This window comes from Staphylococcus sp. AtHG25 (genome assembly GCF_003217445.1).
In the GTDB taxonomy this organism is placed as follows: Bacteria; Bacillota; Bacilli; order Staphylococcales; family Staphylococcaceae; genus Staphylococcus; species Staphylococcus haemolyticus.
In genome coordinates, this window is the sequence record NZ_QJSN01000003.1 from 103,499 (window position 1) to 127,650 (window position 24,152).

General features: G+C 32.4%; 25 protein-coding genes. 11 read left to right on the forward strand and 14 right to left on the reverse strand.

Annotated elements, in window-relative coordinates; translation table 11 throughout:
* Positions 1–177 precede the first annotated feature (177 nt).
* On the reverse strand, positions 178–1,125 hold the full coding sequence (locus BDW31_RS03480) for an LCP family glycopolymer transferase (RefSeq protein ID WP_053025502.1): 948 nt from the start codon (positions 1,123–1,125) through the stop codon (positions 178–180).
* Between the two features lie 110 nt (positions 1,126–1,235).
* Positions 1,236–2,027 (reverse strand): inositol monophosphatase family protein, encoded by a 792-nt coding sequence (locus tag BDW31_RS03485; protein WP_370591711.1) that lies wholly within the window; start codon positions 2,025–2,027, stop codon positions 1,236–1,238.
* 387 nt (positions 2,028–2,414) lie between these two features.
* Here BDW31_RS03485 and BDW31_RS03490 point away from each other — a divergent pair, with 387 nt between their 5' ends.
* The 6 genes from BDW31_RS03490 (at position 2,415) to BDW31_RS03515 (ending at position 8,004) form a co-directional block, all read left to right on the forward strand.
* Complete coding sequence (locus tag BDW31_RS03490; protein WP_174165711.1) at positions 2,415–3,113, forward strand: helix-turn-helix transcriptional regulator; 699 nt, start codon at positions 2,415–2,417, stop codon at positions 3,111–3,113.
* Between the two features lie 69 nt (positions 3,114–3,182).
* Complete coding sequence (locus BDW31_RS03495) at positions 3,183–3,533, forward strand: hypothetical protein (RefSeq protein WP_037558633.1); 351 nt, start codon at positions 3,183–3,185, stop codon at positions 3,531–3,533.
* Positions 3,534–3,745: 212 nt separating this feature from the next.
* Positions 3,746–4,798: a MupG family TIM beta-alpha barrel fold protein gene (locus BDW31_RS03500; protein ID WP_110709171.1), complete on the forward strand. Its 1,053-nt coding sequence runs from the start codon at positions 3,746–3,748 to the stop codon at positions 4,796–4,798.
* Positions 4,798–5,685: an N-acetylmuramic acid 6-phosphate etherase gene (gene murQ / locus BDW31_RS03505; RefSeq protein ID WP_110709173.1), complete on the forward strand. Its 888-nt coding sequence runs from the start codon at positions 4,798–4,800 to the stop codon at positions 5,683–5,685. Before BDW31_RS03500 ends, murQ begins: the two co-directional genes overlap by 1 nt.
* A gap of 12 nt (positions 5,686–5,697) precedes the next feature.
* Positions 5,698–7,131, forward strand: coding sequence for a PTS transporter subunit EIIC (locus BDW31_RS03510; protein ID WP_070442475.1), 1,434 nt, complete (start codon positions 5,698–5,700; stop codon positions 7,129–7,131).
* A complete protein-coding gene (locus BDW31_RS03515; RefSeq protein ID WP_037535899.1) occupies positions 7,132–8,004 on the forward strand; it encodes a MurR/RpiR family transcriptional regulator in 873 nt (290 codons plus the stop codon).
* 234 nt (positions 8,005–8,238) lie between these two features.
* Here BDW31_RS03515 and BDW31_RS03520 read toward each other — a convergent pair whose 3' ends face one another.
* Positions 8,239–9,627, reverse strand: coding sequence for an amino acid permease (locus BDW31_RS03520; RefSeq protein ID WP_037549890.1), 1,389 nt, complete (start codon positions 9,625–9,627; stop codon positions 8,239–8,241).
* 422 nt (positions 9,628–10,049) lie between these two features.
* Here BDW31_RS03520 and BDW31_RS03525 point away from each other — a divergent pair, with 422 nt between their 5' ends.
* Together BDW31_RS03525 and BDW31_RS03530 are read left to right on the forward strand one after the other, a co-directional pair.
* Positions 10,050–10,400 (forward strand): hypothetical protein, encoded by a 351-nt coding sequence (locus BDW31_RS03525; RefSeq protein ID WP_110709175.1) that lies wholly within the window; start codon positions 10,050–10,052, stop codon positions 10,398–10,400.
* The gene (locus BDW31_RS03530; RefSeq protein ID WP_011275061.1) at positions 10,400–10,591 is read left to right on the forward strand and encodes a hypothetical protein; all 192 of its coding nucleotides are present in this window, start codon (positions 10,400–10,402) and stop codon (positions 10,589–10,591) included. Before BDW31_RS03525 ends, BDW31_RS03530 begins: the two co-directional genes overlap by 1 nt.
* 104 nt (positions 10,592–10,695) lie before the next feature.
* Here the strand turns inward: BDW31_RS03530 and BDW31_RS03535 are convergent, their stop codons facing one another.
* Both BDW31_RS03535 and BDW31_RS03540 read right to left on the reverse strand, forming a co-directional pair.
* Positions 10,696–10,887: a membrane protein gene (locus BDW31_RS03535; protein ID WP_037549892.1), complete on the reverse strand. Its 192-nt coding sequence runs from the start codon at positions 10,885–10,887 to the stop codon at positions 10,696–10,698.
* Between the two features lie 4 nt (positions 10,888–10,891).
* Positions 10,892–11,536: an HAD family hydrolase gene (locus BDW31_RS03540; protein ID WP_053025228.1), complete on the reverse strand. Its 645-nt coding sequence runs from the start codon at positions 11,534–11,536 to the stop codon at positions 10,892–10,894.
* Between the two features lie 312 nt (positions 11,537–11,848).
* Here BDW31_RS03540 and BDW31_RS03545 point away from each other — a divergent pair, with 312 nt between their 5' ends.
* Entirely contained in the window at positions 11,849–12,379 is a 531-nt protein-coding gene (locus tag BDW31_RS03545; RefSeq protein WP_037549894.1) for a hypothetical protein, read from the forward strand.
* Between the two features lie 458 nt (positions 12,380–12,837).
* Here BDW31_RS03545 and BDW31_RS03550 read toward each other — a convergent pair whose 3' ends face one another.
* Positions 12,838–14,439, reverse strand: a complete 1,602-nt coding sequence (locus tag BDW31_RS03550) for an alpha-glucoside-specific PTS transporter subunit IIBC (protein WP_053025227.1) — start codon at positions 14,437–14,439, stop codon at positions 12,838–12,840.
* Between the two features lie 189 nt (positions 14,440–14,628).
* Here BDW31_RS03550 and BDW31_RS03555 point away from each other — a divergent pair, with 189 nt between their 5' ends.
* Positions 14,629–15,390: a MurR/RpiR family transcriptional regulator gene (locus BDW31_RS03555; RefSeq protein WP_070442478.1), complete on the forward strand. Its 762-nt coding sequence runs from the start codon at positions 14,629–14,631 to the stop codon at positions 15,388–15,390.
* Between the two features lie 189 nt (positions 15,391–15,579).
* Here BDW31_RS03555 and BDW31_RS03560 read toward each other — a convergent pair whose 3' ends face one another.
* The 8 genes from BDW31_RS03560 to hutG all read right to left on the reverse strand — a co-directional run bounded on the left by BDW31_RS03560 (position 15,580) and on the right by hutG (position 22,762).
* Positions 15,580–16,098, reverse strand: a complete 519-nt coding sequence (locus tag BDW31_RS03560) for an SRPBCC family protein (RefSeq protein WP_053021518.1) — start codon at positions 16,096–16,098, stop codon at positions 15,580–15,582.
* Between the two features lie 144 nt (positions 16,099–16,242).
* On the reverse strand, positions 16,243–17,538 hold the full coding sequence (locus tag BDW31_RS03565) for a Na+/H+ antiporter NhaC family protein (RefSeq protein ID WP_053021397.1): 1,296 nt from the start codon (positions 17,536–17,538) through the stop codon (positions 16,243–16,245).
* A gap of 119 nt (positions 17,539–17,657) precedes the next feature.
* Positions 17,658–18,269: a flavin reductase family protein gene (locus BDW31_RS03570; protein ID WP_110709177.1), complete on the reverse strand. Its 612-nt coding sequence runs from the start codon at positions 18,267–18,269 to the stop codon at positions 17,658–17,660.
* Positions 18,270–18,346: 77 nt separating this feature from the next.
* Positions 18,347–19,228, reverse strand: a complete 882-nt coding sequence (locus BDW31_RS03575) for an SDR family oxidoreductase (protein ID WP_053021399.1) — start codon at positions 19,226–19,228, stop codon at positions 18,347–18,349.
* 119 nt (positions 19,229–19,347) lie between these two features.
* On the reverse strand, positions 19,348–20,484 hold the full coding sequence (locus BDW31_RS03580; protein WP_110709178.1) for an amidohydrolase: 1,137 nt from the start codon (positions 20,482–20,484) through the stop codon (positions 19,348–19,350).
* Positions 20,481–21,335, reverse strand: a complete 855-nt coding sequence (locus BDW31_RS03585) for a SulP family inorganic anion transporter (protein WP_305954622.1) — start codon at positions 21,333–21,335, stop codon at positions 20,481–20,483. Before BDW31_RS03585 ends, BDW31_RS03580 begins: the two co-directional genes overlap by 4 nt.
* 56 nt (positions 21,336–21,391) lie before the next feature.
* Complete coding sequence (locus BDW31_RS12870; RefSeq protein ID WP_306432110.1) at positions 21,392–21,562, reverse strand: hypothetical protein; 171 nt, start codon at positions 21,560–21,562, stop codon at positions 21,392–21,394.
* Between the two features lie 264 nt (positions 21,563–21,826).
* Positions 21,827–22,762 carry a formimidoylglutamase gene (hutG, locus tag BDW31_RS03590; protein ID WP_037535874.1) on the reverse strand — a complete coding sequence of 312 codons (936 nt, stop codon included), beginning with the start codon at positions 22,760–22,762 and terminating at the stop codon, positions 21,827–21,829.
* Positions 22,763–23,017: 255 nt separating this feature from the next.
* Between hutG and sdpC the strand changes: the two genes are divergently transcribed.
* Positions 23,018–24,109, forward strand: a complete 1,092-nt coding sequence (sdpC, locus tag BDW31_RS03595) for a peptidoglycan release complex CPBP-like subunit SdpC (protein WP_070442484.1) — start codon at positions 23,018–23,020, stop codon at positions 24,107–24,109.
* The last annotated feature ends 43 nt before the right edge of the window (positions 24,110–24,152 follow it).

The following is a 24,152-nucleotide window of genomic DNA, read 5'->3' on the forward strand; positions in this document are numbered from 1 at the left end:
TAAAAGAATTAAATATACATGTGTTTCAAATGTAAAAAAAAAACTAACTTTAATGCAGATACAATTTAAAAAAATAAAAATAGAGATAGGACTGAAATGATTTCTCTCTCATTGTCCTATCTCTATAAAAATCCTAGTAATAACAGCTAAAGTAAAAACGTCTATTGCATTAAAAATTTAATTTTGTAAATTATTATTCAATATTTCTGTGGCACTTTGCTTTGAATCGTCATTAGGTATGAAATACCACAATCCATCGTCTTGAATACCACCCTGACCTTCTAATTGATGTCGGTTTACAGTTGTATTAGCATTTTTATAATTCTTTCTAATATCATTCATGTCACTCAATGTTAAATCGGTTTTAACATTTTTCTGGATCTGATTAATTAATGATGGAAAATGCGTGAGCGCCGAAGTACTTGTCATCTTATTAGCCATTGCTTGAAGGATAAGTTGTTGTCGTTCTTGACGACCAAAATCTCCTCCAGCACCTTCCTCTTTACGACTACGCATGAAGGCCATTGCAGTATCTCCATCCACATGAGTTAATTGACCTTTTACAAATTTAGTTCCTTTAGTGGTGAAAGTATCATTACTAGTAACATTCACACCGCCTAAAGCATCAATCATATCATGTAACCCATCCATATCAACTGTCGCATAATGATCAATAGGAACATTCATTAATTTTTCTAATGATTTAACAGCCATCGTTGGTCCACCATAAGCATATGCATGATTAATCTTCTCAGTCGTGCCTTTACCTACAATTTCAGCTTGTGTATCACGAGGTACACTTACAATTTCTGTATTTTGTTTCTTAGGGTTAATAGAAAGAAGCATAATTGTGTCACTTCTTTCACCGTCATTCTCACTTTTACGTTGAGCATTTGAGTCTACACCAAATAATGCAATAGTAAATGGATCACCATTTGACAAACTTACATTTTTCGATCTCAATTCTGAATATTGTCTGTTTAAAGGATTATGAATCTTACCACTTGTAATAAAAATACTAGCTACTACAAAAATTGACGCAACTATTGCTAAAACAACTAATATTCCTATAAACCATGTAATTATTTTAACGGGCAGGCTCATTCGTCTATGCGTTCTACGCATCCTACCACTCCTATTCTGTTTTATGAATTAATATAATTATTATATATTAAAATGATTAACTTTCTATACGACTTAAGAAGTAACTTTTCATAAAACAGCTATCAATATTATTAAATATGATACCCGCCATTTCGATTAATAATAGCTAGTATATCTTTGTAACATCCGTGATTACTAATAATGAATGGGCCACTCTTAGCAAAGTCTAACGGTTCGCCATTTAATTGAGTCATTTTCAAATTTAATTCTTTCGCAAATAAAAATTGCGCTGCAATGTCCCATGGCTTTGGGTTTGTATTAATGTGAGCACCAAATTGTCCTTTAATCACTCTTACTGAATCTAAACCACATGAACCAATATTTCTCACACTGAACGAAGCATCGTATAATGCTTTGCTTGTATCATCATTTATATATTGAGTCCCAAAAGAGATAATAGCGTCTTGCAATTTTAAGTCATTAGGTGCCACCAATTGTTGCCCATTAACAAATGCACCTTCACCCGCTATTGCTTTATATAATTTATCGTGAGGATAATCATATATATAAGAAAGTTTAGGTTCGCCATCAACAAAATATGCGATGATAATACAATAGTCTTCTTGCTGTTTTACTAAATTAGCTGTACCGTCAATTGGATCCATAATCCATAAATGCCCTTCATATGGCCGAATCATGCTATTATCTTTTTCTTCACCTAATAATTGGTGACTTGGAAAGTGTTCAGCTAAATACGCTTCAAATTTATTTTGAAGTTGTTTATCTACATTTGTAACTAAATCAAATCGATTTATTTTAGTGTCAGTAATCATATCTGTTATCAAATTGGGAATAACATCATCGAGATGTTTTAACCAATCCATGATATGCGCATCTATATTATGAAGTTTGTTTTGCATGATTTCACCTCAACTATCTATTTCACTTTATTGTATCTTACTGCTCATATTTGTCATAGGAATTTTTAAATGAAGACACAAAAAATCGGCTAGTCATCTGCTAGCCGACAAATAGAAAGGAAAGTAAGTAATAAATATTGAAGATGTTTCGATGTAACTTGAACGATTCACAACAAGCTATCTGTTATATAGCTTCTACCCCTTTGTTTGAATTCGTTCTCCCCTGTTACAAATATTATAATAGCATAAAACATTTAATTTTGTAAGCGTTTTCCCAATAAAAAATGTTTACTTTTACACGCATAATCTACTAAAGTACTGAAAATGTCTTCATACGCAGTGTTATGTTATAATTAATGTAATATGTAATGGTTATAGGTGGTGTTTATGTTGAAGAAATTAGATCGCCAGAATCAAATTATTTCATTAATACAACAAGGTCATACAATGAATGCATCTGAATTGGCGCAACACTTAAATGTTTCTGTTCGTACAATTAGTCGTGACATTGTCGATTTAGAAAATCAAGGTGTCCAAATATATGCTCATAAAGGCAAAAATGGTGGATATCAGATTCAAAAATCTGAAGATAAAATTAAATTAAATTTTACTGAACAGCAGCTATTATCTCTATATCTTACCTTAATAGAAAGCCAATCCTATTCAACATTACCATACACCAATGAGATTCAATCTATCATTAATCAGATTATCAATATTCCTAATACTCGTGTTCGTAAATCACTAAACCAAATGACTAACTTAATTAAGTTTGAAGATACAGAACAAATAACATTACCCCATCTATTTGCAGACATTTTAATTTATAGTTCTGAACGAAATGTTATGTTGATTGATTTTATTGATAATCAAGACACTATTGCCGAGAATGTCATATTCATTGGTTTACTATGTCGTAATGGCGAGTGGCTATCAATTATTTATGAAATCGGTTTAGGAAGAACAAGAGAATTACCAGTACTTGATATTTATGACATTTCTTATTCCTTTGAAAAGACCATTAAAACTTATGACATATCTATCGATAATTATACCCAATTTTTAAATCCAATCGAGACGACTGAATAATTTTCTCGATTGGTTCTCCTCATTCATACCTCTTCTACAATTTAATATCTTCAAGGAGTTGCATTGAATATGCTTCAATCCACAATAATGCGTCAACAACTCATAATTTTACTCACTCACGTTGAAAAAATAAGGTATTACTATTTAATGGACAATCGATTTTTAAATAGAGAAATAGAAGCGTATAACACATCCATTAAAAATTTTACTGACAGTTTACCGTTAACCCTTCAAAACAGTACTAATGACTCCAAGTCTAAATTCTCGATGCAATCAGATCAATTCTATTATAAATTATTAAATGATCTATCATTAAAACCACTACACGAATTCCATCAAGGGACGATATTAGTTGATTTACAACAACGTCAAGACCAATTGCATCAAACATTAGTTTATTTGTTAAATGAATATAAGTAAGTGAACCTCGTATATCACATTTGCAATTTCAATATCTAATCCTTAATTTTTTTAATAGCATAATAAACGCTTCAACTATCTCCTTCAATTCAACTAATTACCCAAGTCGCTTAAGCAATTAATTATAAAAATTATATAATATATATGTAAATTGTAATAGAAAACGTGAAACGCTATAATTGTAAGTGATTACAGTAATTAGGAGGATTCATATGCTAGGTTTCTCAGTCTATTTAGGTCAACCATTAAACAAATCATACATATTAAATATGGTTGTTCTCGGTTACGACGTTATTTTCACATCACTACAAATACCTGAGGAAAACGATCAAACTAAATTGACATATTTGGGAGAATTATGCCAATTGCTAAAAGATGAATCGGTAACCTACATTATTGATATAAATCCATCATTACTGAATCAGAATGTTTATCGTTTTTTCGATCAATTTTCTAATGGAAACTTTGTTATTAGAATTGATGATCATTTTAATTATGATTTAATTGCAGATTTGTTTCATCATAATTTACAGTGTTGTCTAAATGCCAGTACTATCACTACTGAAATTTTGGATACACTTTATAATCAAAAATCATTACCTAAAGTCTATTTTTGTCATAACTATTATCCCAGACCTGATACAGGTTTAGCTTTAAACCTTTTTGAAGAACGAAATAACCTCATTAGAAAATATGATGAGCATGCCTCAATTATGGCTTTTATTCCTGGAACTACATTGAGAGGTCCATTGTATAAAGGACTTCCTACCATTGAACAACATAGACACATGACATTACTTCAATCTTCACATTCACTATCAAAATATAACTTGGATTATATTCTTATTGGTGATACTGCAATCAACTATGCAGAAGCAGTTGCATTACAGCAGATGATTTATCACCGTCATTTCAAACTTCGTCTATCTTATTTTGACAAATCATATGAACAACTCATTTTCAAACAACATACATCTCGTTTGGATGCACCTGAGAATGTAATACGCTCCAAGTATTCTAGATTAACTAAAGTAAATATTCCTCCAACCAATAACTTCAATCATTATCGCTATAAGGGAGACGTCACGGTTGATAATTCACTTAATCAACGTTACGAAGGTGAGCTACAAGTGATTAAAACAGAATTGTCTAATCATAAGGCGATTAATCATGTAGCAACGATATGTGATGAAGATAAAGTCGTTATTGATTTAATACAACCTGGTGACACATTTGAATTTATTACTGAAAAGGAGAAACGCTAATGGAACATTTAACTACTGAAAGCAGAAACACACAAACAATGCATTTAGATGAAATGTCGATTTTAGATGCTTTAAAAACAATGAATAAAGAAGATCAACTAGTAGCTAAAGCAATTGAACCTATTTTACCCCAGTTAAACAGAGTAATCGAACAAACAATTACGCGTTTTCGAGATGGTGGACGTCTAATATATATAGGAGCTGGTACAAGTGGTCGTTTAGGTGTATTAGATGCAGCTGAATGTGTTCCAACTTTCAATACGCATCCTAATGAAGTAATTGGCTTAATTGCTGGAGGGCAGCAAGCTATGACTGAAGCGATTGAAGGTGCTGAAGATAACTACGAAATGGGAATAACTGATTTGAAAACAATCCATTTAAATGAAAAAGATGTCGTTATTGGTATTTCGGCAAGTGGTCGCACACCTTATGTTAAAGGAGCATTAACATATGCGAATGAAATAAGTGCACTGACTGTTGCCCTCTCTTGCAATACGAATAGTGACATTAGTACTGTCGCTTCCCATGCACTTGAAGTCAATGTTGGTCCAGAAGTATTAGCAGGGTCTACACGCTTAAAGTCAGGTACCGCTCAAAAGCTTGTGCTTAATATGATATCAACAATGACTATGATTGGTGTTGGTAAAGTTTATGATAACTTGATGGTCGATTTAAAAGCGACAAATTACAAACTTGAACAACGTTCCATACATATTATCGAAGAGATTTGTGGCTTAACTTTTAAAGAAGCTCAAGAACTCTATATAAAAGCCAACAATGATATTAAAATTGCAATCGTTATGAATTTATGTAACACAACTAAAAGCGATGCTCAATCAAGACTCGTAAATAATAATGGCATTGTAAAAAAAGCAATTCAATCTTAAGGAGGCAATGATATGAATAAGGAACAACAATTGGCCCATCACATCTTAGATGCGGTTGGTGGCATTGATAATGTGGACAACATTATCCATTGTATGACACGTGTGCGCCTCAAAATTAACGATGAGACACAAGTTGATTATCCTAAACTTAAAAACATAGAAGGCGTGCTCGGAGTCGTACAAGATGAGCGACTTCAAATTGTAGTCGGACCTGGAACGGTAAATAAAGTATCCGCAGAAATGGTAAAGCTAAGTGGTGTTCAATTAGGTGAAGATATCCCCCATCGTAGCAACACGTCAAATATTAAAAATCAAGCAAAACAATATAAACGTGAATTCCAACAAAAACGTAAACAAAGTAAAATGAATACAATTTTAAAGTCAATTGCTAATATTTTCATACCTCTCATACCCGCATTTATAGGAGCAGGACTTATTGGTGGTATTGCAGCTGTATTGAATAACTTTATAACTGCTGGTACCATTTCAGCTGATTGGGTAAAACAACTTGTGGCCGTATTAAATGTCATCAAAGATGGCATGTTAGCCTATTTAGCTATTTTCACTGGTTTTAATGCAGCAAAAGTATTCGGTGCAACACCAGGTTTAGGTGGTGTTATTGGGGGTACGACTTTATTAACAGGTATTACTGAAGATAATCCAATTAAAAATGTATTTACTGGTGAACCCTTAATAGCTGGACAAGGTGGCATTATAGGAGTGATTTTAGCGGTATGGTTATTAAGTATAATTGAGAAAAAAATACATAAAATAGTTCCCAATGCTATAGATATTATAGTGACACCAACAATTTCATTACTTATCATAGGATTACTAACCATATTCTTCTTTATGCCTATAGCTGGATTTATTTCTGATGGATTAGTAGGCGTAGTGAATTGGGTTATTGGTGTAGGTGGCATATTTAGCGGATTTATTATAGGTGCATTTTTCTTACCACTGGTTATGTTAGGATTGCATCATATTTTTACCCCAATACACATTGAATTAATAAATCAGTCAGGTGCAACATATTTGTTACCTATTGCTGCTATGGCTGGTGCTGGCCAAGTTGGGGCTGCATTAGCACTTTGGGTAAGATGTAAAAACAATACTACTTTAAGAAATGCAATTAAAGGTGCGTTACCAGTCGGATTCTTAGGAATTGGAGAACCGCTTATTTACGGTGTTACCTTACCGTTAGGTCGTCCATTCATCACAGCATGTATTGGTGGTGGCATCGGTGGTGCAGTTATAGGTGGCATTGGTCATATAGGTGCCACTGCTATCGGACCTAGTGGCATTTCATTATTACCGTTAATTGCCCATCAAAAATATTTAGGTTACATCATAGGATTATTATCTGCGTACCTAGCTGGCTTTATTTTCACATACTTCTTCGGTACGACTAAAGAAATGAGAAACTTAAACAAACTAGGTGATTAGATGACAAACATTTTATATTTAATCGACGAAAATTATGCTTCATTTTCTAAAAATGAAAAGAAATTATCACGATTTATATTAAACTCACCACATAAAGTTATTAGCATGTCGAATCAAGAGATTGCTAAAGAACTTGAAATGAGTGTTTCAACGTTAAATCGATATAGCCAAAAATTGATCAATCAAAGTTTTCATGAAGTTAGATCACAACTTGCGATGTTATTTCCAAAACAACAAACACCTTATAAGATAGAATTGCTTAACAATGAATCGGTAGATACTTTAAAAAAGAAACTTTATCATCGTGCAGAAGAAGCACTTCAAAAAAGTTCTACGTTTGCAGATAACACAACGATTGATAACATATGCCAACATTTTAAACGTGCAAATAACATCTTTATCTTTGGTTATGGTGCGTCATATGTCTGTGCGACAGATTTATATCAAAAATTATCTCGAATTGGGCTCAATGTCCAACTCGTTCAAGAAACTCATTTATTCACAACCATGTTGTCTACGCATGATAAAGAAGATTGCGTTGTATTTATAACTAATAATGGCGATCAAAGTGAACTTCGTGCAATGGTGAAAGTTGTGTCGGATTATAATATCCCAATTATTACAATTTCAAGTTCAGAGCATAATCACGTAGCTCAGCATTCTGACATTGTTCTGACATATGGACATTCAGACGAAAATGAATTACGTATGGGTGCGACAACTTCTTTATTTGCTCAAATGTTTACCATTGATGTTCTTTTCTATCGTTATATCGCACTGAACTATGAATCGTCATTAGACTTCATCACACAATCTAAAATGGCTCTTGATAATTATCGAAAATACCTATCTAATGTAGAATTTAAACATTAAGATTCCTATTAAAAATCAAGACATATAGAAGGTAATGAATATGAACAAGGTTTATTATTCTTCTTTTAACCTAAGTTATTCACAGTTAATCTGTTATTAAGTAATAACTATCACAAAAAGAGGTTGAGACAACGTTATTGTCTCAACCTCTTTTAAACATGAATCAAAGTACTTTGTGCCTTAGTTTAGTTTGAATAATGTGTTGATGATTTATAATATGATTTATTTAGTATTCTATTTAACTTTTCGGAATCCATCATTTTTATGATGTCCGCGAACGAAGTAGTATACAGTTACCGCAGCTAAGAAGATAATACCAATCACTACAGAAATAACTGTTTCTTTGTTAAATAACATTCCTACTAATACGACTAATAAGAATAAAATCGTAATTGCACTTGCAAATGTACCGCCAGGCATCTTAAATGGATGTCCTTCAACTTTTTCAGGATGTAATTTTCTGAATCGAATATGACTAATTAAAATCATAAACCAAGGAATCATACCCGGTAAAATAGATGCACTATAAACATATACGAAAATACTATCTGCACCCTTAATGAATAAAGGAAGAATAACGTTTAATAATGCACCAACTAAGATACCTAAAGCAATGGCTAATACTGGGTAGAATGGTACACCATTTTTCATTACTCTTGTAAAGATTTTAGGCATTTGACCTTTTTGTGCTAATGTAAAAATCATACGACTTGCACTAAAGATACCTGAGTTACATCCAGATAATGCTGCTGTTAATACAACGAAGTTAATTAATCCTGCTGCAAATGTGATACCAATTTTTGCAAATGTAGCTACGAATGGGCTTCCTATTTCACCTAATTGGTTCCAAGGATAGATAGAAACAATTACGAAAATCGCTCCAATGTAGAAAATCAAAATACGCCAGATAACACCATTTACCGCACTTTTGATATTTTTCTGTGGATCTTTAGTTTCACCAGCAGTAATACCAATTAATTCTACACCTTGGTAAGAACCAATAACAATTGATAATGCAAAGAAGAAACCTACAAATCCATTTGGCATAAATCCACCATGAGACCATAAATTAGAGATACCAATCGCATGGCCACCATTACCAATACCGAAGAATATTAAACCAAAACCTGCAATGATCATTAATACAATCGTTACAACCTTAATCATTGCAAACCAGAATTCAAATTCACCGAATGCTTTTACTGAAGTCAAGTTAGCTGCTAGTAATAATAGTACTGCAACCACACCAGGAATCCATTGAGGTAAGTTCGGGAACCAATAGTTCATATATTCACCGACTGCAATAACTTCACTCATACCTACTACAATCCATTGGAATATATTACTCCATGCTGTCATATAACCTGCAGCAGGGTGAATGTAATCACTTGCAAATGTTGCGAAAGATCCAGTAGTTGGATTTAAATAAATCATTTCTCCCATTGCTCTCATGATTAAGAATAAAAAGATACCTGCAATTAAGTACGCAAAAATAACTGATGGACCAGTCCATTTAATTGTACTAGTTGCTCCCATAAATAAACCAACACCGATAGTACCGCCAAGTGCGATCATTCTAATCTGACGTGCACTTAGCCCCCTATGTAATTCATTGTTATCCATTAAAATAACCCCATCTCTATTAAATCTAAGGTTCGAATACTTTTGTCTTTCAGAAAACCCTCTTTTGCTTTCCTTCTTTTCCCTTAAAAGTTTCTTTACCTTAATGAAGTCATTATACTATAATTTGACAAAATTAAAACATAAATCTTACATTTTTTTGAAATCGCTTCCATTACTGTTATAATTACTCTTTTCAAATTTTAAAAAACATTGATTTTACAACGTTTTCATTAATAAAAACGAGTTACTTTTTACAATGTTTTTTATTGAAACATTTCACTTTTGCAAATAGAAATCATTTTATACTATTGCATATAATCAGTTCGATAGAAATGTATTGCTTAATATTTCGTAAAAAATCGATTTAGAGTGTGATATACTTTTGATAGATTTTTACTGTTAGGTAAAAGGAGAATTAATGAATGCAGTCATTATTAAAAAAGAACGTTAAAATTTCTATAATATTTGGCATTGTCTTCTTCCTATTAAATTATTTCAGTGCCAAGCATGATACAGTTAATCCACTAATAATAAGAACGATTATCGCAACTCTAACATTTTTCTTATTATATTTAGCTATATTTACAATTTTCAATTCAGATGAACGCAAACTTAAATTTGGCATTACGTTACCCATCTCTTTAATTGTTTGCTTAATTATAGGTGGAATCTTTTTTACACTTGAAATTGGAATTATTGCAGGGCTTATCATTGGCCTAGCAGCCGGTTTTATTTGGGAATGGATTGACAAACGAAATGGAGGTACAAATTAATGTCTGTCACAATAGGAATTATATTAATAATTGTCTTACTTATTCTTAGTTTAGTGCCAAATTACAAAGCGATGCAACAAGCTAAATCGCAAGGACAGAAATCAACCCGTTTTACAATTATGGTAGGTATTGATTTAATCCTCATCGTATTATTAGTTGTTACAATCATACTAAAATTATTTATTAACTAAACTCATATGATTTTCAGGCATTAAAAAAAGAGATGGAAATGGGTAGGAACTTTAAATGATGTTTCTACCCATTTCTATCTCTTTTTTTAACTATATTGCGTAATCTATATTCTTCCTTGTAATAATAAGTAGTAACCGATTGTAGCTAAAAGTAAATAAATCATTGTTCCAACTAAGAAAGAACGCATTTGAACTTTAAATGGTATATTTTTACTAAATATTGGACCTAATACTAAATTTCCTATGCCGATTATAATAGGACCTGCTAAAAAGAATAGGATAACTTGCCACGACATATGTTTACTCCTTCTTTAGCTCAAAGAAATGATTTTTAATTTCCTCAAAGCTTAAATCTTTACCTACAAAATTTATAGTCGAAAAATCTTGTTCTTCTGTCATCTCGTTAGTATTAATTATTACATCCAATCCAGCATTCATAGCACCTGTTGCTCCATTAGCTGAATCCTCTATGGCTAAGCAATGGGCTGGTGAATAATTTAAACGTTGAACAGCTGTTAGATAAAGTTCTGGATCAGGTTTAACCGCTCCAACATCTTCTCTACCAACAATAACATCGACATACTCATTGATACCCAACGCATTTATTGTAGGCATAATTTCTTCTCTATAACTACTTGTTGCAATCGCCATAGGTATGTGTCGTTGTTTCAAATATTTCATTAATGAAGAAACTGTATCAATAATGTCGAGTTCATGGCTCGTATCATAATGCTCATCATATATTTTTTGTTTCTTTTCTAAACCAATCTGTTGCTCAATATAGTCATGTAACCCTTGAGCGTGTCCTCCTATATGGCTTCGATAAAACTCCAGGGAAACAGGCTTCACACCATGAAAGGCAAGATGTTTGTTAATAATGTCGTATAGGTGTTTTTCTGTATCTATAATTGTACCGTCGAAATCAAATACTACAGCTTTATACATAAGTTTGCTCCTTTAATAACTACAATCACTGCTAATTTTATCATATGAATATTTGATTTTCACACTTCACTAATGAAATTACCAAACACATTTTAACTAATAAACAATCAACATTTTCATATTTATTTCATGTTAATTATCGTTACGTTTATATTACAAAAATAATTAAACCGAAGTTCATTCAAAAGTCCTAGTGATAATATCAAAAAAGAGTGATACAATCAGTGTGTATAAAAGAACGGTGTGCTTTATTAGAGAACTTTAAAGCTAAATGCTTTTTACATACGTTAAATAAATATAGGAGGTCATTGCATGTTGTTAGACAAATTTGAAACTTACATTATCAACATTGTAGGTTTAAAATCTAGATCAATTCGAAAACATTTAATCAAAGTCTGTAAAGACGTTAAATTTTGCGATTCATTTCAATATTCAATAATCAAACACGACGATATACCAGTTTTAGAAGTTAGCTTACCGAAGCAACAACTTCCATATTTCATTAGTTTTTTAAGTTTTTACCAATTTTCAATTTATCAGATTTTATCTCCTAAACGATTAAATACGCTATTAGATACTGAACAAACATATCAAGCTTCTAAACGTTTCGACTTAGCAATTGATGGCCTCCAAGATGCATTCATAAAAGATAAAGTCATTGATATTATGACTTATTTCTCAAATAATTATGAAATTAAATATACTTTAAATAACAACTGTGCAAGCGTATGTTGTGCACCTGAAACGTTTAGTAAATTACTACAAACTATTGCATGTAGAAATATTGATATTCTTTCAGCATCTTATAAAACACGTGCGATGCATAAAGCAAATATATCTTAGTAAAATTCGTGAGATTTTTATTAAAAAATATTTTAAGTTATATAGTTAATTTACACTAGTTTACAGAACAGAGGGAATAGGACAGAAATAATATTTTCTCAAAATTTATTTCGTTGTATCCCCAGCTTGCTTAGCTTGTAGAATTTCTTTAGGAAATTCTCTTTGCTGGGGCCCCGCCTACCAGGCAAGGATGACTAGGTTTGAAAAAAGCTTGATTCAAGCGAATTTTCAAATCAGTCAGCTACTGACAAAATGATAAAGTAGGCTGAGACATTTTATTTTGTCCCAGCCTCTTTGTTTTTTAATTCTGTTCAAGCAATATCACACTCAACAAAAGTTTCTGGTTTTGTGATCAGTATAAAGCTAAGTTGGACAAATTACTAAGTATATTAAGCATTGTATATGAAAAAGCCAGTAGGTGAATAAATACTAATTCACTTACTGGCTATATTGATTAATTATTTTTTATCATTATCATCATAAACTAAATGTTCAAATGCTTCACGTACTTGGGGTACAGTCATTCCAACAACGACTTGTACATTTTTACCGCTTTTAACTAATCCGTGCGACATTTGTTCATGAGTGAAATATCCACTATCTTCAACTTTTGTTTCATCATTAACTGTTAAACGTAAACGTGTTGTACAATTAGTAACGTCTTTAATATTTTCTTTTCCGCCTAAACCTTCTAAATAATAATGTGCTTTCGCTTCATATTCATTGCTAGGTTGGAATCCAGAATTGTCAGTACTTCCATCGCTTTTTTTCTCTTTATAATCTTTTTTAGAGAATAATTTAACTTCTTCTTCAGCTCGACGTCCTGGTAATGGAATATCAAATTTCAAGATTAAGTATCTGAATACAACGAAATAGATACCTGAGAATATCAATCCTATAACAACTTGAGCTACATAAGTTAGCCAATGATTTTGTCCTAAAGGAATCCAGTTCGTCGCGATGAAATCAAGTAATCCACCGCCCATGTTACCAACAACACCGAAACCATACATAATTGTATCCATTGTCGCTGCTAATAATGCATGTATAACAAATAAGTAAGGTGCGATAAATAAGAATGTAAATTCTAAAGGTTCAGTAATACCAACAACTACCGCAGTTAATGTAGCTGGTACTAATAACGCAGCAACTTTTTTACGATTGGCTTTAGGTGTTGTAGAATACATTGCTAATGCGATACCGATAGCACCAAACACTTTACCGTTACCTTGTAACATGAAACCGTAATGGAATTGTTCTTTTAACGGTTTACTGCTTTCAGCAAATTCATTTAAATGTCTAAACCACTCTGCTTTAAGTCCGTCTTTTGCAACAACCGGACCTACTTCAATTGGTGCATAGATGAAGTGATGTAAACCAGTCGGTATTAACACACGTTCTAAGAAATGATACAACCAAACACCGATGTAGCCTGATGCGATAATGAAATGTTGCATTGATTCAATACCATTTTGTATTGTTGGCCAAACAACACAAGTAATTGCAGCTATTGGCAACATAACGAAGAATGAAATGGTTACAACAAATGTTAGACCTTGGAATACACCTAACATCTCTGGTAATTTTTTACTATAGAAACGATTATGTATCCATGTCACAATGGCAGAAATAATGATACCACCTAAAATATTAGTATCTAAAGTTTCAATACCAGCAATCGCTTTTAATCCAGTTACATTTTCTACACCTTTTTCTAAATTAGCACCAAATGTATGTGGCCATTGCGTTAAAATAGCGTTGATAAAGGTATTAAACATTAAATAGCCCATTAATGCAGCTAAAGCCGCATGACCAGGGGCCTTCTTAGCTAGAGATAAAGGCAATCCAACCACAAATACGATTTCCATATGATTGAAGATAACCCAACCACCTGATTCAATTACAGACCAAAATTTAAACCAAAATGTATGATCATTTGCTAATCCACCCATGATGGTAGGATTTTTAAATAATGTTGCAAAACCTAATACTATCCCAAAGAATGCAAACATTAATACAGGAACAATCATTGCACTCCCAAAACGTTTAATAGCGTTCATAATTTAACCCCCAAATCTTTCTATGTAGTACTTAAATATATCGTACATATAAAAGCGTTTTCTTAATATCTATTATAGTAAACGCTTACACTTATACAATGACATTGACCGATTTTGAAATAATTTTGTATAATCAGTTTATGTTTTCTATACATGAAAATATTTTCAGGAAGAATAAGAGGTGTCTTTGTGCTACTAGATGAAAAAGTAAATGCCAATTTTGACAAGTTAAATGATAATGACCTACAAATTGCACACTTTGTAAACACGCACGTAAATCAATGTAAAACTTTGAAGATACATGAACTTTCACAATACACTCATGCATCTAACGCTACCATTCATAGATTTACACGAAAGTTAGGATTTGATGGTTATAGTGACTTTAAATCCTATTTAAAATTTGAAAGTGAACATTTAAGTCAACTACCTAAAGATTCAATGGATGCTTTTAAACAAGAAATAGAGACAACATTTAGCTATTTAGCTCGTATTGATTATAATTTGATTACCGATAAACTTAACCAGGCGTCTACCGTCTACTTATATGGTACTGGTCGTGCACAGAAAAATGTTGCGGACGAAGCTCAGCGAATATTATTAACGATGCATAAAAATATTATCGTGTTACATGACGTTCATGAGTTGAAAATGGTACTGAATCGTTCTATTGATGAAGATTTATTCTTTATTATTTCTCTATCTGGTGAGAGTCACCAACTCACAGACGTTACAAATCTACTTCAATTACGCCAAAAATATTTTATTTCAGTTACAACAATGAAAGATAATTCATTAGCCCAAAAAGCGAGCTATAATGTTTATGTATCAAGTAATACTTTCTATTTATACGATGATACAGACTATTCAAGTTTTATTAGTTATCATATCTTCTTTGAAACATTAATCAGAAAATATAATGAACGTAAAGAGAAAGGTGAACTCAGTTAATCTTTATCACAACTAAATAGCGGTACTGATTAATTATTAACACATCAAAACCCCAACAAGGAGATTGTCTTTGTAAACTGTCCTTGTTGGGGTATCCACCCTAGTAAGAATGACTAGATATTTGGTAATATTGATATCAAATTTTCTCAGTTTAGACTGCTACGTGAATTCACGCAAAGTCCTAAGTTTTTATTTTAATAGATTATTGTCTTCTACATATTGTTCAAGTATTTGATGCATTTTATCAAACATCAATTCTAAACCGTGAACAGTAGAATCGTGATATTCCTTTTTCTTTTGTTTATATTCTAATGTTGTTAAGCGTCGTTCACGTTCAACTAATGACTGATAAAAGAAAAACATTTGTGTGCCACCGTTTTCACGCTCTTCAAATTCAACTTCAATGACATCCTCTTGATTACTTAATTCAGGCATACCAATTGTCATTTTTATATACTCATTGTCAACGAGTTCTTGATACGTACCTTGAATAATATTTTGTCGTCCATTACGTGAATCAACTATGCGATATGAGCCACCTTCAGTCATATCTACATCAATTGACTTATTCGTACGTTGAGATGTCATAAACCACTGTTTTAATAAGTCAGCATCCGTCCAAGCTTGATATACTAATTCTGGTGAGTATTTTAATAAACGTTCGATATGAATTTCAACATGTTCATTCTCAACATTATACTTTGCCACTTGTTTCACCTACTTTCACTCTTATATCTATTTTAACGCATTTCAATACAGTTCCAAACTTTGAACTATTAAAATGTTTTATTATTTTAATTTTTCTTATTAAACATGCTAATTATAAGTCTATTATTGTTATTTGTCTTTACTTTAAGATTTAGCTTTAACACGAGGGTATCTTAATATAATAGCTATAATACCGCATATCCCTAATAAAAATGAATAAATGCAGTAAGGCATTACACTAAATGGTGATATACTTGCAACGCCAGCTGCAGCTATCACTTGTGGGCTATAAGGTAAAAAGCCTTGAAAGCACCCTGCAAATATATCTAATAAACTTGCAGATTTACGTGGATCAACACCATATTCATCTGCAATATTTTTTGCTAATGGACCTGACATAATAATTGAAATTGTATTATTAGCTGTTGCAATGTCAGCTGCGCTCACTAAACCAGCAATACCAAATTCAGCACCACGTTTAGTTGTAACTTTAGAACGAACAAAATTTAATAACCATTCAATTCCACCATTATGCTGAATAATTCCAACTAAACCACCAATTAACACTGCTATGATTGCAATATCTTCCATACCTATAATACCCTGTGATACTGCATTTAGTAATCCTTTCCAACCAAAAGAACCATCAAATAAGCCAATAGTACCAGATAATAACGTACCACCGATTAACACAATGATTACATTTACCCCTACGAGTGCTAATACTAATACTAGTACATAAGGGATTACCTTAATTAAATTATAGTCATAGCTTTTAGAGTGATCTATTGAGATACCGTTAGTAAGGAAGAATAAGACAATAATTGTTAATATTGCTCCAGGTAGTACAATCCAAAAATTCACTTTAAATTTATCTTTCATTCTTGTTTTTTGAGTTCGAACAGCAGCTATGGTAGTATCTGAAATCATCGATAAATTATCGCCAAACATAGCACCACCTACAACAGTACCCATTGCTAACGCTGCTGGAATATCAGTTGCCTGTGCAAATCCAAATCCAACAGGTGCTAATGCAGCAACTGTACCTACAGAGGTACCCATTGAAATTGACACAAACATACAAATTACAAATAATCCAACGATGATTAAATTTTGAGGTATCAATGATAAACCTAAATTTACTGTTGATTCAACACCACCCATTTTTTCAGTGGTAGTTGAGAAAGCACCAGCCAATATAAATATAAATACCATTAAAATGATATTGGAATGACCTGCTCCTTTTGTAAACACTTCAACTTTGTTAGCAAATGTTTCTTTCCTATTCATTATTAAAGCAACAATAACAGTAATCATGATAGCTACATTTAAAGGCATATTAGTGAAATCACCTGTAATGGTACCTACACCTAAAAACAATGCAATAAATAATACTAATGGAAGTAACGCCCATGCATTGCCCTTTCTTTGTTCCTCCATACTAAACCTACTTTCCTTTTTAAAAATAATTTTATTATTAAAGTTACAAGATTACTGTCATAACGTCAATAAAGTTTTATGAAAATTACATATTAAAGCTATAGATAATGTCTTAATCATCAATTAGTTGGACGCTCAATTGTAAATTGCTCACCTAATTTAGCGTAATCATTACCTGCTAAACGGGCTACTGGTTTTAATTGTTTCGCATCAATTTTACTATCACCAAAATACACATCATCTTGTATGTGGTACTTAACAATTTTTCCAATAATTAAATCAGCACCATCATCTTCAGAGCCTAATAAAATCATTTGTTCAAGTTGACATTCAAATCTAATTTTAGCTTCTTTTATAGCTGGAATATCAATCACATCAGATGAGATGGTATTGAGTTCTGTTAAATCAAGTTCATTATCTTTAGGATTGATAGATGCAGCGGTCTTATTAATTTCCTCAACATTATCTTCATCTGTAACATGCACAACAAATGATTGGACGTTTTCTATATTAATTGCCGTATCTTTACGCTTTCCTCCTGCTCTCTGTGCCGAAATAGCAATCATAGGTGGCGCATTATTAACTATATTAAAAAAACTAAATGGCGCAGCATTTACATGTCCTTCGATATCAGAAGATGTAACAAATGCTATTGACCTTGGTATGATTGAACCACTTAATAGTTTATAATTTTGGATATCTGATAGTTGATTAGGATCAATGTGTTTCACTGTAATCCACTCCTTTCAATACAAAAACGCAAGAGTCTTTATTGAAACCCTTGCGTTGGATTTATACTTTGAGATATTTAATTGATTTGGATGCCACCTGTGACGCCAAAAACTTGACCAGTCGTATAACTTGAATCCTCTGAAGCAAGTAATACATATGTGCCTGAAAGCTCTACAGGTTGACCGGCTCTACCTAATGGCGTATCTTGACCAAATTGAGGAATCGCTGATTGTGGTTGACCACCTGTTATTTGAAGTGGAGACCAAAATGGACCAGGTGCTACACAATTAACGCGAATACCCTGCTCCCCTAATTGCTCAGAGAAACTTTTTGTTAATGAAATAATCGCTGCTTTTGATGCTGCATAATCATGAATCAATGGATTTGGATTATAACCTTGAACGGATGATGTTGTAGTGATTGACGCACCAGGTTGTAAATAATCCAATGCTTTTTGAACTGTCCAGAATACTGGATATACGTTTGTTTCAAACGTTTCTTTAAAAGATTGTGTATCGAACTCTTCTAATTTATCGTGATACTGTTGATGGCCTGCTACTAATGTCACATTGTCTAAACCACCTAATTCTTTATACGCTTGTTCAACTAAATCATAGTTAAATTGTTCATCACGAATATCTCCAGGTATTAATATAGCTTTACGTCCTGCTTTTTCAATGACAGCTTTAACTTCTTGAGCATCTTGTTCTTCACTTGGAAGATAGTTAATTGCAACGTCTGCCCCTTCTTTGGCATATGCAATCGCTGCTGCACGTCCTATTGCTGAGTCTCCCCCTGTTACAAGCATTTTATAATCTAACAATCGGTTATGACCTTCATACGATGTTTCACCACAGTCAGGTTGTGGTGTTAGTTCAGATTGAAGTCCAGGTAGTTCTTGTTCTTGTTTTTCATAATCAGATGTTTTAAATTTTGTTCTTGGATCTTGTGCACCCATTATTTACTCATCTCCTAAAACATGTTTAGTGTCTGTTTACCCGTTCATCATGCTTTTTAAATCACATTTCAAAAATTGTAATATAGCTACACAAATCAAACTCTTAAATGAAACATTGATTATTCATTAAATGCTGTGTCGTCAAGCAATTGATAAATCAACGTTATAAAGTACTCAGGAACTTTCTCAAGTATACGCTCATCTGGATCAAACTTTGGATGATGTAAATCGTATTTACTATTAGAACCAATAAACGCAAATACCCCTGGATGGTTAGCTAGTAAACCAGAAAAATCTTCGCCAATAGTATAGGGTGTCTCTAATTCTATGATTTGATAACCTACTTTTTGAGCAGCTTTCTTAGCTTGGTCAGTTAAGTATTCATCATTAAAAACTGTTCCTGGCAGCTTAGTATATATAACTTCTATATCGACATTGAACAATGTCTCTAATCCTTTAGTAATTTCTTTAAATCGTTGTTCTATATAATTTTGAACCTCTGGCTTAAATGATCGCACTGTACCTTGGACATATGCTTGGTCAGCAATCACATTCCATGTATTCCCAGACGATACTTCTCCAATAGTTACTACAGCACTATCAAAAGCTGATATATTTCGACTTACAATCGTTTGTAAACTTGTTATTAATTGACCAAGTACCATGACTGGATCATTACCTTGTTCTGGCTTAGCAGCATGTGCACCTTTACCGTGAATTTTAAATTCAAAACGGTCTACTGCCGAAGTAATTGGTCCAGATTTAATTGCAAATTCTCCAATATTTAAAGTTGGATAATTATGGAAACCTAATATCGCTTTAACATCGTCTAATACATCTGTCTCTGCAATCGCTTTGGCACCATATCCCGTTTCTTCTGCAGGTTGAAATATAAATTTCACGCGACCTTTAAGTTTATCTTCTTGTTCTTTTAAATTTGTAGCAATAGCTAGAATACTTGCCATATGAATATCATGACCACACGCATGCATCACACCTTCATTTGTTGAGGTGAATTCATGTTCAACTTGCTCTGTAATTGGTAAAGCATCTATGTCTGTACGAACAGCAATACAAGGTTCACCATGTCCTATTTCAGCTATAAGCCCTGTTTCTAAAGGATAATCTATTATTTTTATATCATAAGTTTGTAATATACGTTTTAATCGCTTAGTTGTTTCATATTCTTTCTGAGATACTTCAGGAAATTTGTGAAATGTTCGTCTCCATTTAACAAAATCATTGTAAGTTGTCATAGCGATGGTCTTCCTTTCTTTGTAAAAATAAAGTGAACGACATAATAAATAAGTGTGCCTATAACGACACCTATAACTAAATTGTGTGACATTAATATTAAAATAATCGTTATGAACATTACGATACTATGCTTTATAGGTGCTTCTTTTAAATGTTTAAACATACGTCTATCAAATGTATTCATTGATATTGTAATTAATACCGAAGCCAATACTGCCATAGGAATAAAACCTACAATCGTACCTAAAATAACGACGCATGAGAGAAGAAATAATCCTGTAACGAATGTGGCTAATCGCGTAGTAGCACCCATTTTAAAATTAAATTTTGATTGACCTACTAAGGCGCTTAAACCATATCCACCTAATAACCCGACAAACAAATTAGCTAACCCTTGACCAATAACTTCTCGGTCTTTATTGGAGTGACTTTGTGTAATTACATCCATCATTTCATTTGTAAGATTTGTTTGTACTACGCAAATAATAGACATGGTTAATGCATATAAAGTAATAATACTTAATGCATGTATGTTTAAAAGTTCTGTATAAACAGAAATTTTAGGAAAGGTAAGTCGAATTTCTGCTAAATCGTGGACTAATTGAACATTCGGTTTAAGAAAATAACTTGCTAAAGTCACGACGCTTATAGCTATAAGCGGAGCTGGCATAAATCGAATAAATGTTGAAGATAAATAAGTCGCAGTAGTTATACCAAAAATATATTTTATTTGCGTTGTAAGTAATAGAATGCCCAATACATTCATAAATCCAATAACAACAGTATCTGGAATATGATTAAGGATCTTATCTATGTGACACATGTCAAAAATAATTAGAATGATGCCCATTATAAACGTGGCCATAATTAAGTAATGAATATTGTATTGTTCTACTAGTGGTGCACCTACGCACCTACTATCGAAATACCACTACTTGGTCCAGACACCATACTTATTCGTTCTCCAAGAAAGCTAATGAATAACATCATTAATCCACAACTCATTAACCCTATCGTAGTACTGATATGAACAATAAACGAGAAGGCTATAGCTACAGGGAGTAGTGCTAAACCCATTAAGATACCTGCCATTATATTTTGCGAAATATCTCCAAGTCATTGCTGCTTATAACTTAACCGCTTCATCACCATCCATTACCTCCCTAATTATTTATATCGTAACATAATTGTCAAACTTTTCTATCAATTAAAAGTAATTAAAAAAGTAGAACAGAATTCAACGCGAATTCAACGTTCTACTCATTCATGTTTGAATTTAATTTTAAAGGTTATCGTTATCTTCTAATTTCAGAGTCATATACGACAATTTAATTCTACTTTTTAAACTAGGAAATGGTGAATTAAATTCGCCGCTAACTTTGACGTACGATTATCAACATCATAGTCTGGGTTAGTTTCTGCAATACTAATTGATGATACCTTATCGCTTAATATTACACGCTTACTTATTTCAAATACGGAATGAGGATATAATCCTAATACACTAGGTGAACTTACACCAGGCGCAAACGCACTGTCAATAACATCCATACATATGGTAAACATAATCGTATCATGGTCATGAATAAATCTTTCTATTTTATCTTTAATGGTCGGTGACACTTGATGTAAAAGTTCGTCCGCATACACATAAATAATATTATTATCTTTTGCATAATCATATAACGCACGTGTATTACCACCTTGAGCCAAGCCTAAAACTAGATAATCGACATTTTCATCATTATCTAAAATTTCTCGGAACATAGTGCCGGATGTAGGTGGCTCATCAGGACGTGTGTCAAAATGAGCATCAATATTGATAATTCCAATTGAAGCATCTGAATAGACTTCTCTAGTAGCCAAATATTGTGCATATGCAATATCATGACCACCTCCAATTAAAAAAGCCTGTTTATGTTGCTTAATAACTTTAGCAGACAATTGTGCCATCTCTTGTTGCGTTTCTCTAAGATGATTACTTGTATGTTCAACATTACCGTAATCAATCAACATTTCGCACTCACTTAAATCTGGAAGTTTCGCGAATTCATGTTTTATGATATCTGGTCCCTTTCTTGATCCGATTCTACCTTTATTATTTTCAACACCTTTATCAACGGCATATCCTAAGAGACCAACACCTGTCTTATCACTTACGTTTTCCATATTTTCCAAATTAGCGAACTTTACTGTTTGAAAATGTCTAAACTGTTTAGGATCTGTTTCACTATCCAAACGACCAGTCCATAGTTTTGGATTACCCTGTGTATACATTATATTGCCCCCTATTTATTTACTCTATAGCATTATCTTACATCATAACGAGATTTATCATTACCATTTGTTTATATTTATGATTACCCTTTTCAAATTAATTTAAGACATTAAAAATTGCTTTCAATCATATAAAAATAATTCAAGACTATTACATTTTAATGATATTTAAAATGGACAATTTATTTATGGCCTTGTAATATGTATAATATTAAAGAAAAAGTTTTTACGGTTACCCTAATGGAGGTTACATAAATGAAGACGAATCGTATATCAGGATTTCAATGGGCGTTAACTATCTTCGTATTCTTCGTTGTCACGATGGCGCTATCATTAATCCTACGAGATTTTCAAGCATCAGTAGGTATTAAACGTTTTGTATTTGATATTACTGATCTTGCACCGTTTATCGCAGCAATTGTTTGTATTATTGCATTTAAAGATAAACGTACTCAATTAGCTGGATTAAAATTTTCAGTTGATATTAGAGTCATTGAACGTATATTACTAGCATTGATTTTACCGCTAGTTATTTTCATGATTGGCATGTTTAGTTTTAACACATTTGCCGATAGTTTTATTTTATTACAAGCAACTGATTTATCTGTATCAGTTCCTACAATTATTATTGGTCATATTTTAATGGCATTTTTTGCGGAGTTTGGATTCCGTTCTTATTTACAAAATATTGTAGAAAATAAAGTTAATACATTTTTCGCTTCAATCATTGTCGGTTTAATTTATTCTATATGGGCTGCTAATACGACATATGGAATGGAATATGCGGGATACCATTTCCTTTATACTTTCATGTTCTCAATTATTATTGGTGAACTCATACGTGCAACTAAAGGACGTACGATATATATCGCTCTCGTATTCCATGCAACAATGTCATTTGCACAAGTATTTTTATTTAGTGAAGAAACTGGCGACCTATTCTCAATGAAAGTTATCGCATTAAGTACGACGTTAGTGGGCATTGTCTTTATCATTTTAAGTTTAATTATTAGATTTATTGTTTATAAAACAACTAATCGTTCACTTGATGATGTTGAACCTAATAATTATTTAGACCATATGAATGATGACGATACATCTACTTCAAATAAAACAAAGTCTGAAGATCATGAACTTAACGATAAAAAAGACAGCTTCACTGAGAGTCAACTTAATGAAGATCATGTTGAACATAAATCACAGTCTGAGAATCAAACTGATTCTTCAAATGAAAAACTTAAAGACAACACATCTTATAAAGAAGATAGACGTTCATCTGTAGTTGATGATGCTAAGGATGAAATAGATCAAATGAGTGATACATCTAGTCATAAAACTGAGAAGTAAAGCTTATATTACGCCTTCTTTTGAAGGCTAAGTGCACATACAA

Coding starts and splice junctions, on each gene's coding strand:
- BDW31_RS03585 (WP_305954622.1), bottom strand. CDS start 21,335: ATGGGCATCATTCTAATTATTTTTGACATGTGTCACATAGATAAGATC.
- BDW31_RS03520 (WP_037549890.1), bottom strand. CDS start 9,627: ATGGATAACAATGAATTACATAGGGGGCTAAGTGCACGTCAGATTAGA.
- BDW31_RS03500 (WP_110709171.1), top strand. CDS start 3,746: ATGCTAGGTTTCTCAGTCTATTTAGGTCAACCATTAAACAAATCATAC.
- BDW31_RS03545 (WP_037549894.1), top strand. CDS start 11,849: ATGTTGTTAGACAAATTTGAAACTTACATTATCAACATTGTAGGTTTA.
- BDW31_RS03580 (WP_110709178.1), bottom strand. CDS start 20,484: ATGACAACTTACAATGATTTTGTTAAATGGAGACGAACATTTCACAAA.
- murQ (WP_110709173.1), top strand. CDS start 4,798: ATGGAACATTTAACTACTGAAAGCAGAAACACACAAACAATGCATTTA.
- BDW31_RS03565 (WP_053021397.1), bottom strand. CDS start 17,538: ATGGAGGAACAAAGAAAGGGCAATGCATGGGCGTTACTTCCATTAGTA.
- sdpC (WP_070442484.1), top strand. CDS start 23,018: ATGAAGACGAATCGTATATCAGGATTTCAATGGGCGTTAACTATCTTC.
- BDW31_RS03540 (WP_053025228.1), bottom strand. CDS start 11,536: ATGTATAAAGCTGTAGTATTTGATTTCGACGGTACAATTATAGATACA.
- BDW31_RS03530 (WP_011275061.1), top strand. CDS start 10,400: ATGTCTGTCACAATAGGAATTATATTAATAATTGTCTTACTTATTCTT.
- BDW31_RS03550 (WP_053025227.1), bottom strand. CDS start 14,439: ATGAACGCTATTAAACGTTTTGGGAGTGCAATGATTGTTCCTGTATTA.
- hutG (WP_037535874.1), bottom strand. CDS start 22,762: ATGTATACACAGGGTAATCCAAAACTATGGACTGGTCGTTTGGATAGT.
- BDW31_RS03575 (WP_053021399.1), bottom strand. CDS start 19,228: ATGGGTGCACAAGATCCAAGAACAAAATTTAAAACATCTGATTATGAA.
- BDW31_RS03480 (WP_053025502.1), bottom strand. CDS start 1,125: ATGCGTAGAACGCATAGACGAATGAGCCTGCCCGTTAAAATAATTACA.
- BDW31_RS03515 (WP_037535899.1), top strand. CDS start 7,132: ATGACAAACATTTTATATTTAATCGACGAAAATTATGCTTCATTTTCT.
- BDW31_RS03535 (WP_037549892.1), bottom strand. CDS start 10,887: ATGTCGTGGCAAGTTATCCTATTCTTTTTAGCAGGTCCTATTATAATC.
- BDW31_RS03495 (WP_037558633.1), top strand. CDS start 3,183: ATGCTTCAATCCACAATAATGCGTCAACAACTCATAATTTTACTCACT.
- BDW31_RS12870 (WP_306432110.1), bottom strand. CDS start 21,562: ATGGGTTTAGCACTACTCCCTGTAGCTATAGCCTTCTCGTTTATTGTT.
- BDW31_RS03525 (WP_110709175.1), top strand. CDS start 10,050: ATGCAGTCATTATTAAAAAAGAACGTTAAAATTTCTATAATATTTGGC.
- BDW31_RS03510 (WP_070442475.1), top strand. CDS start 5,698: ATGAATAAGGAACAACAATTGGCCCATCACATCTTAGATGCGGTTGGT.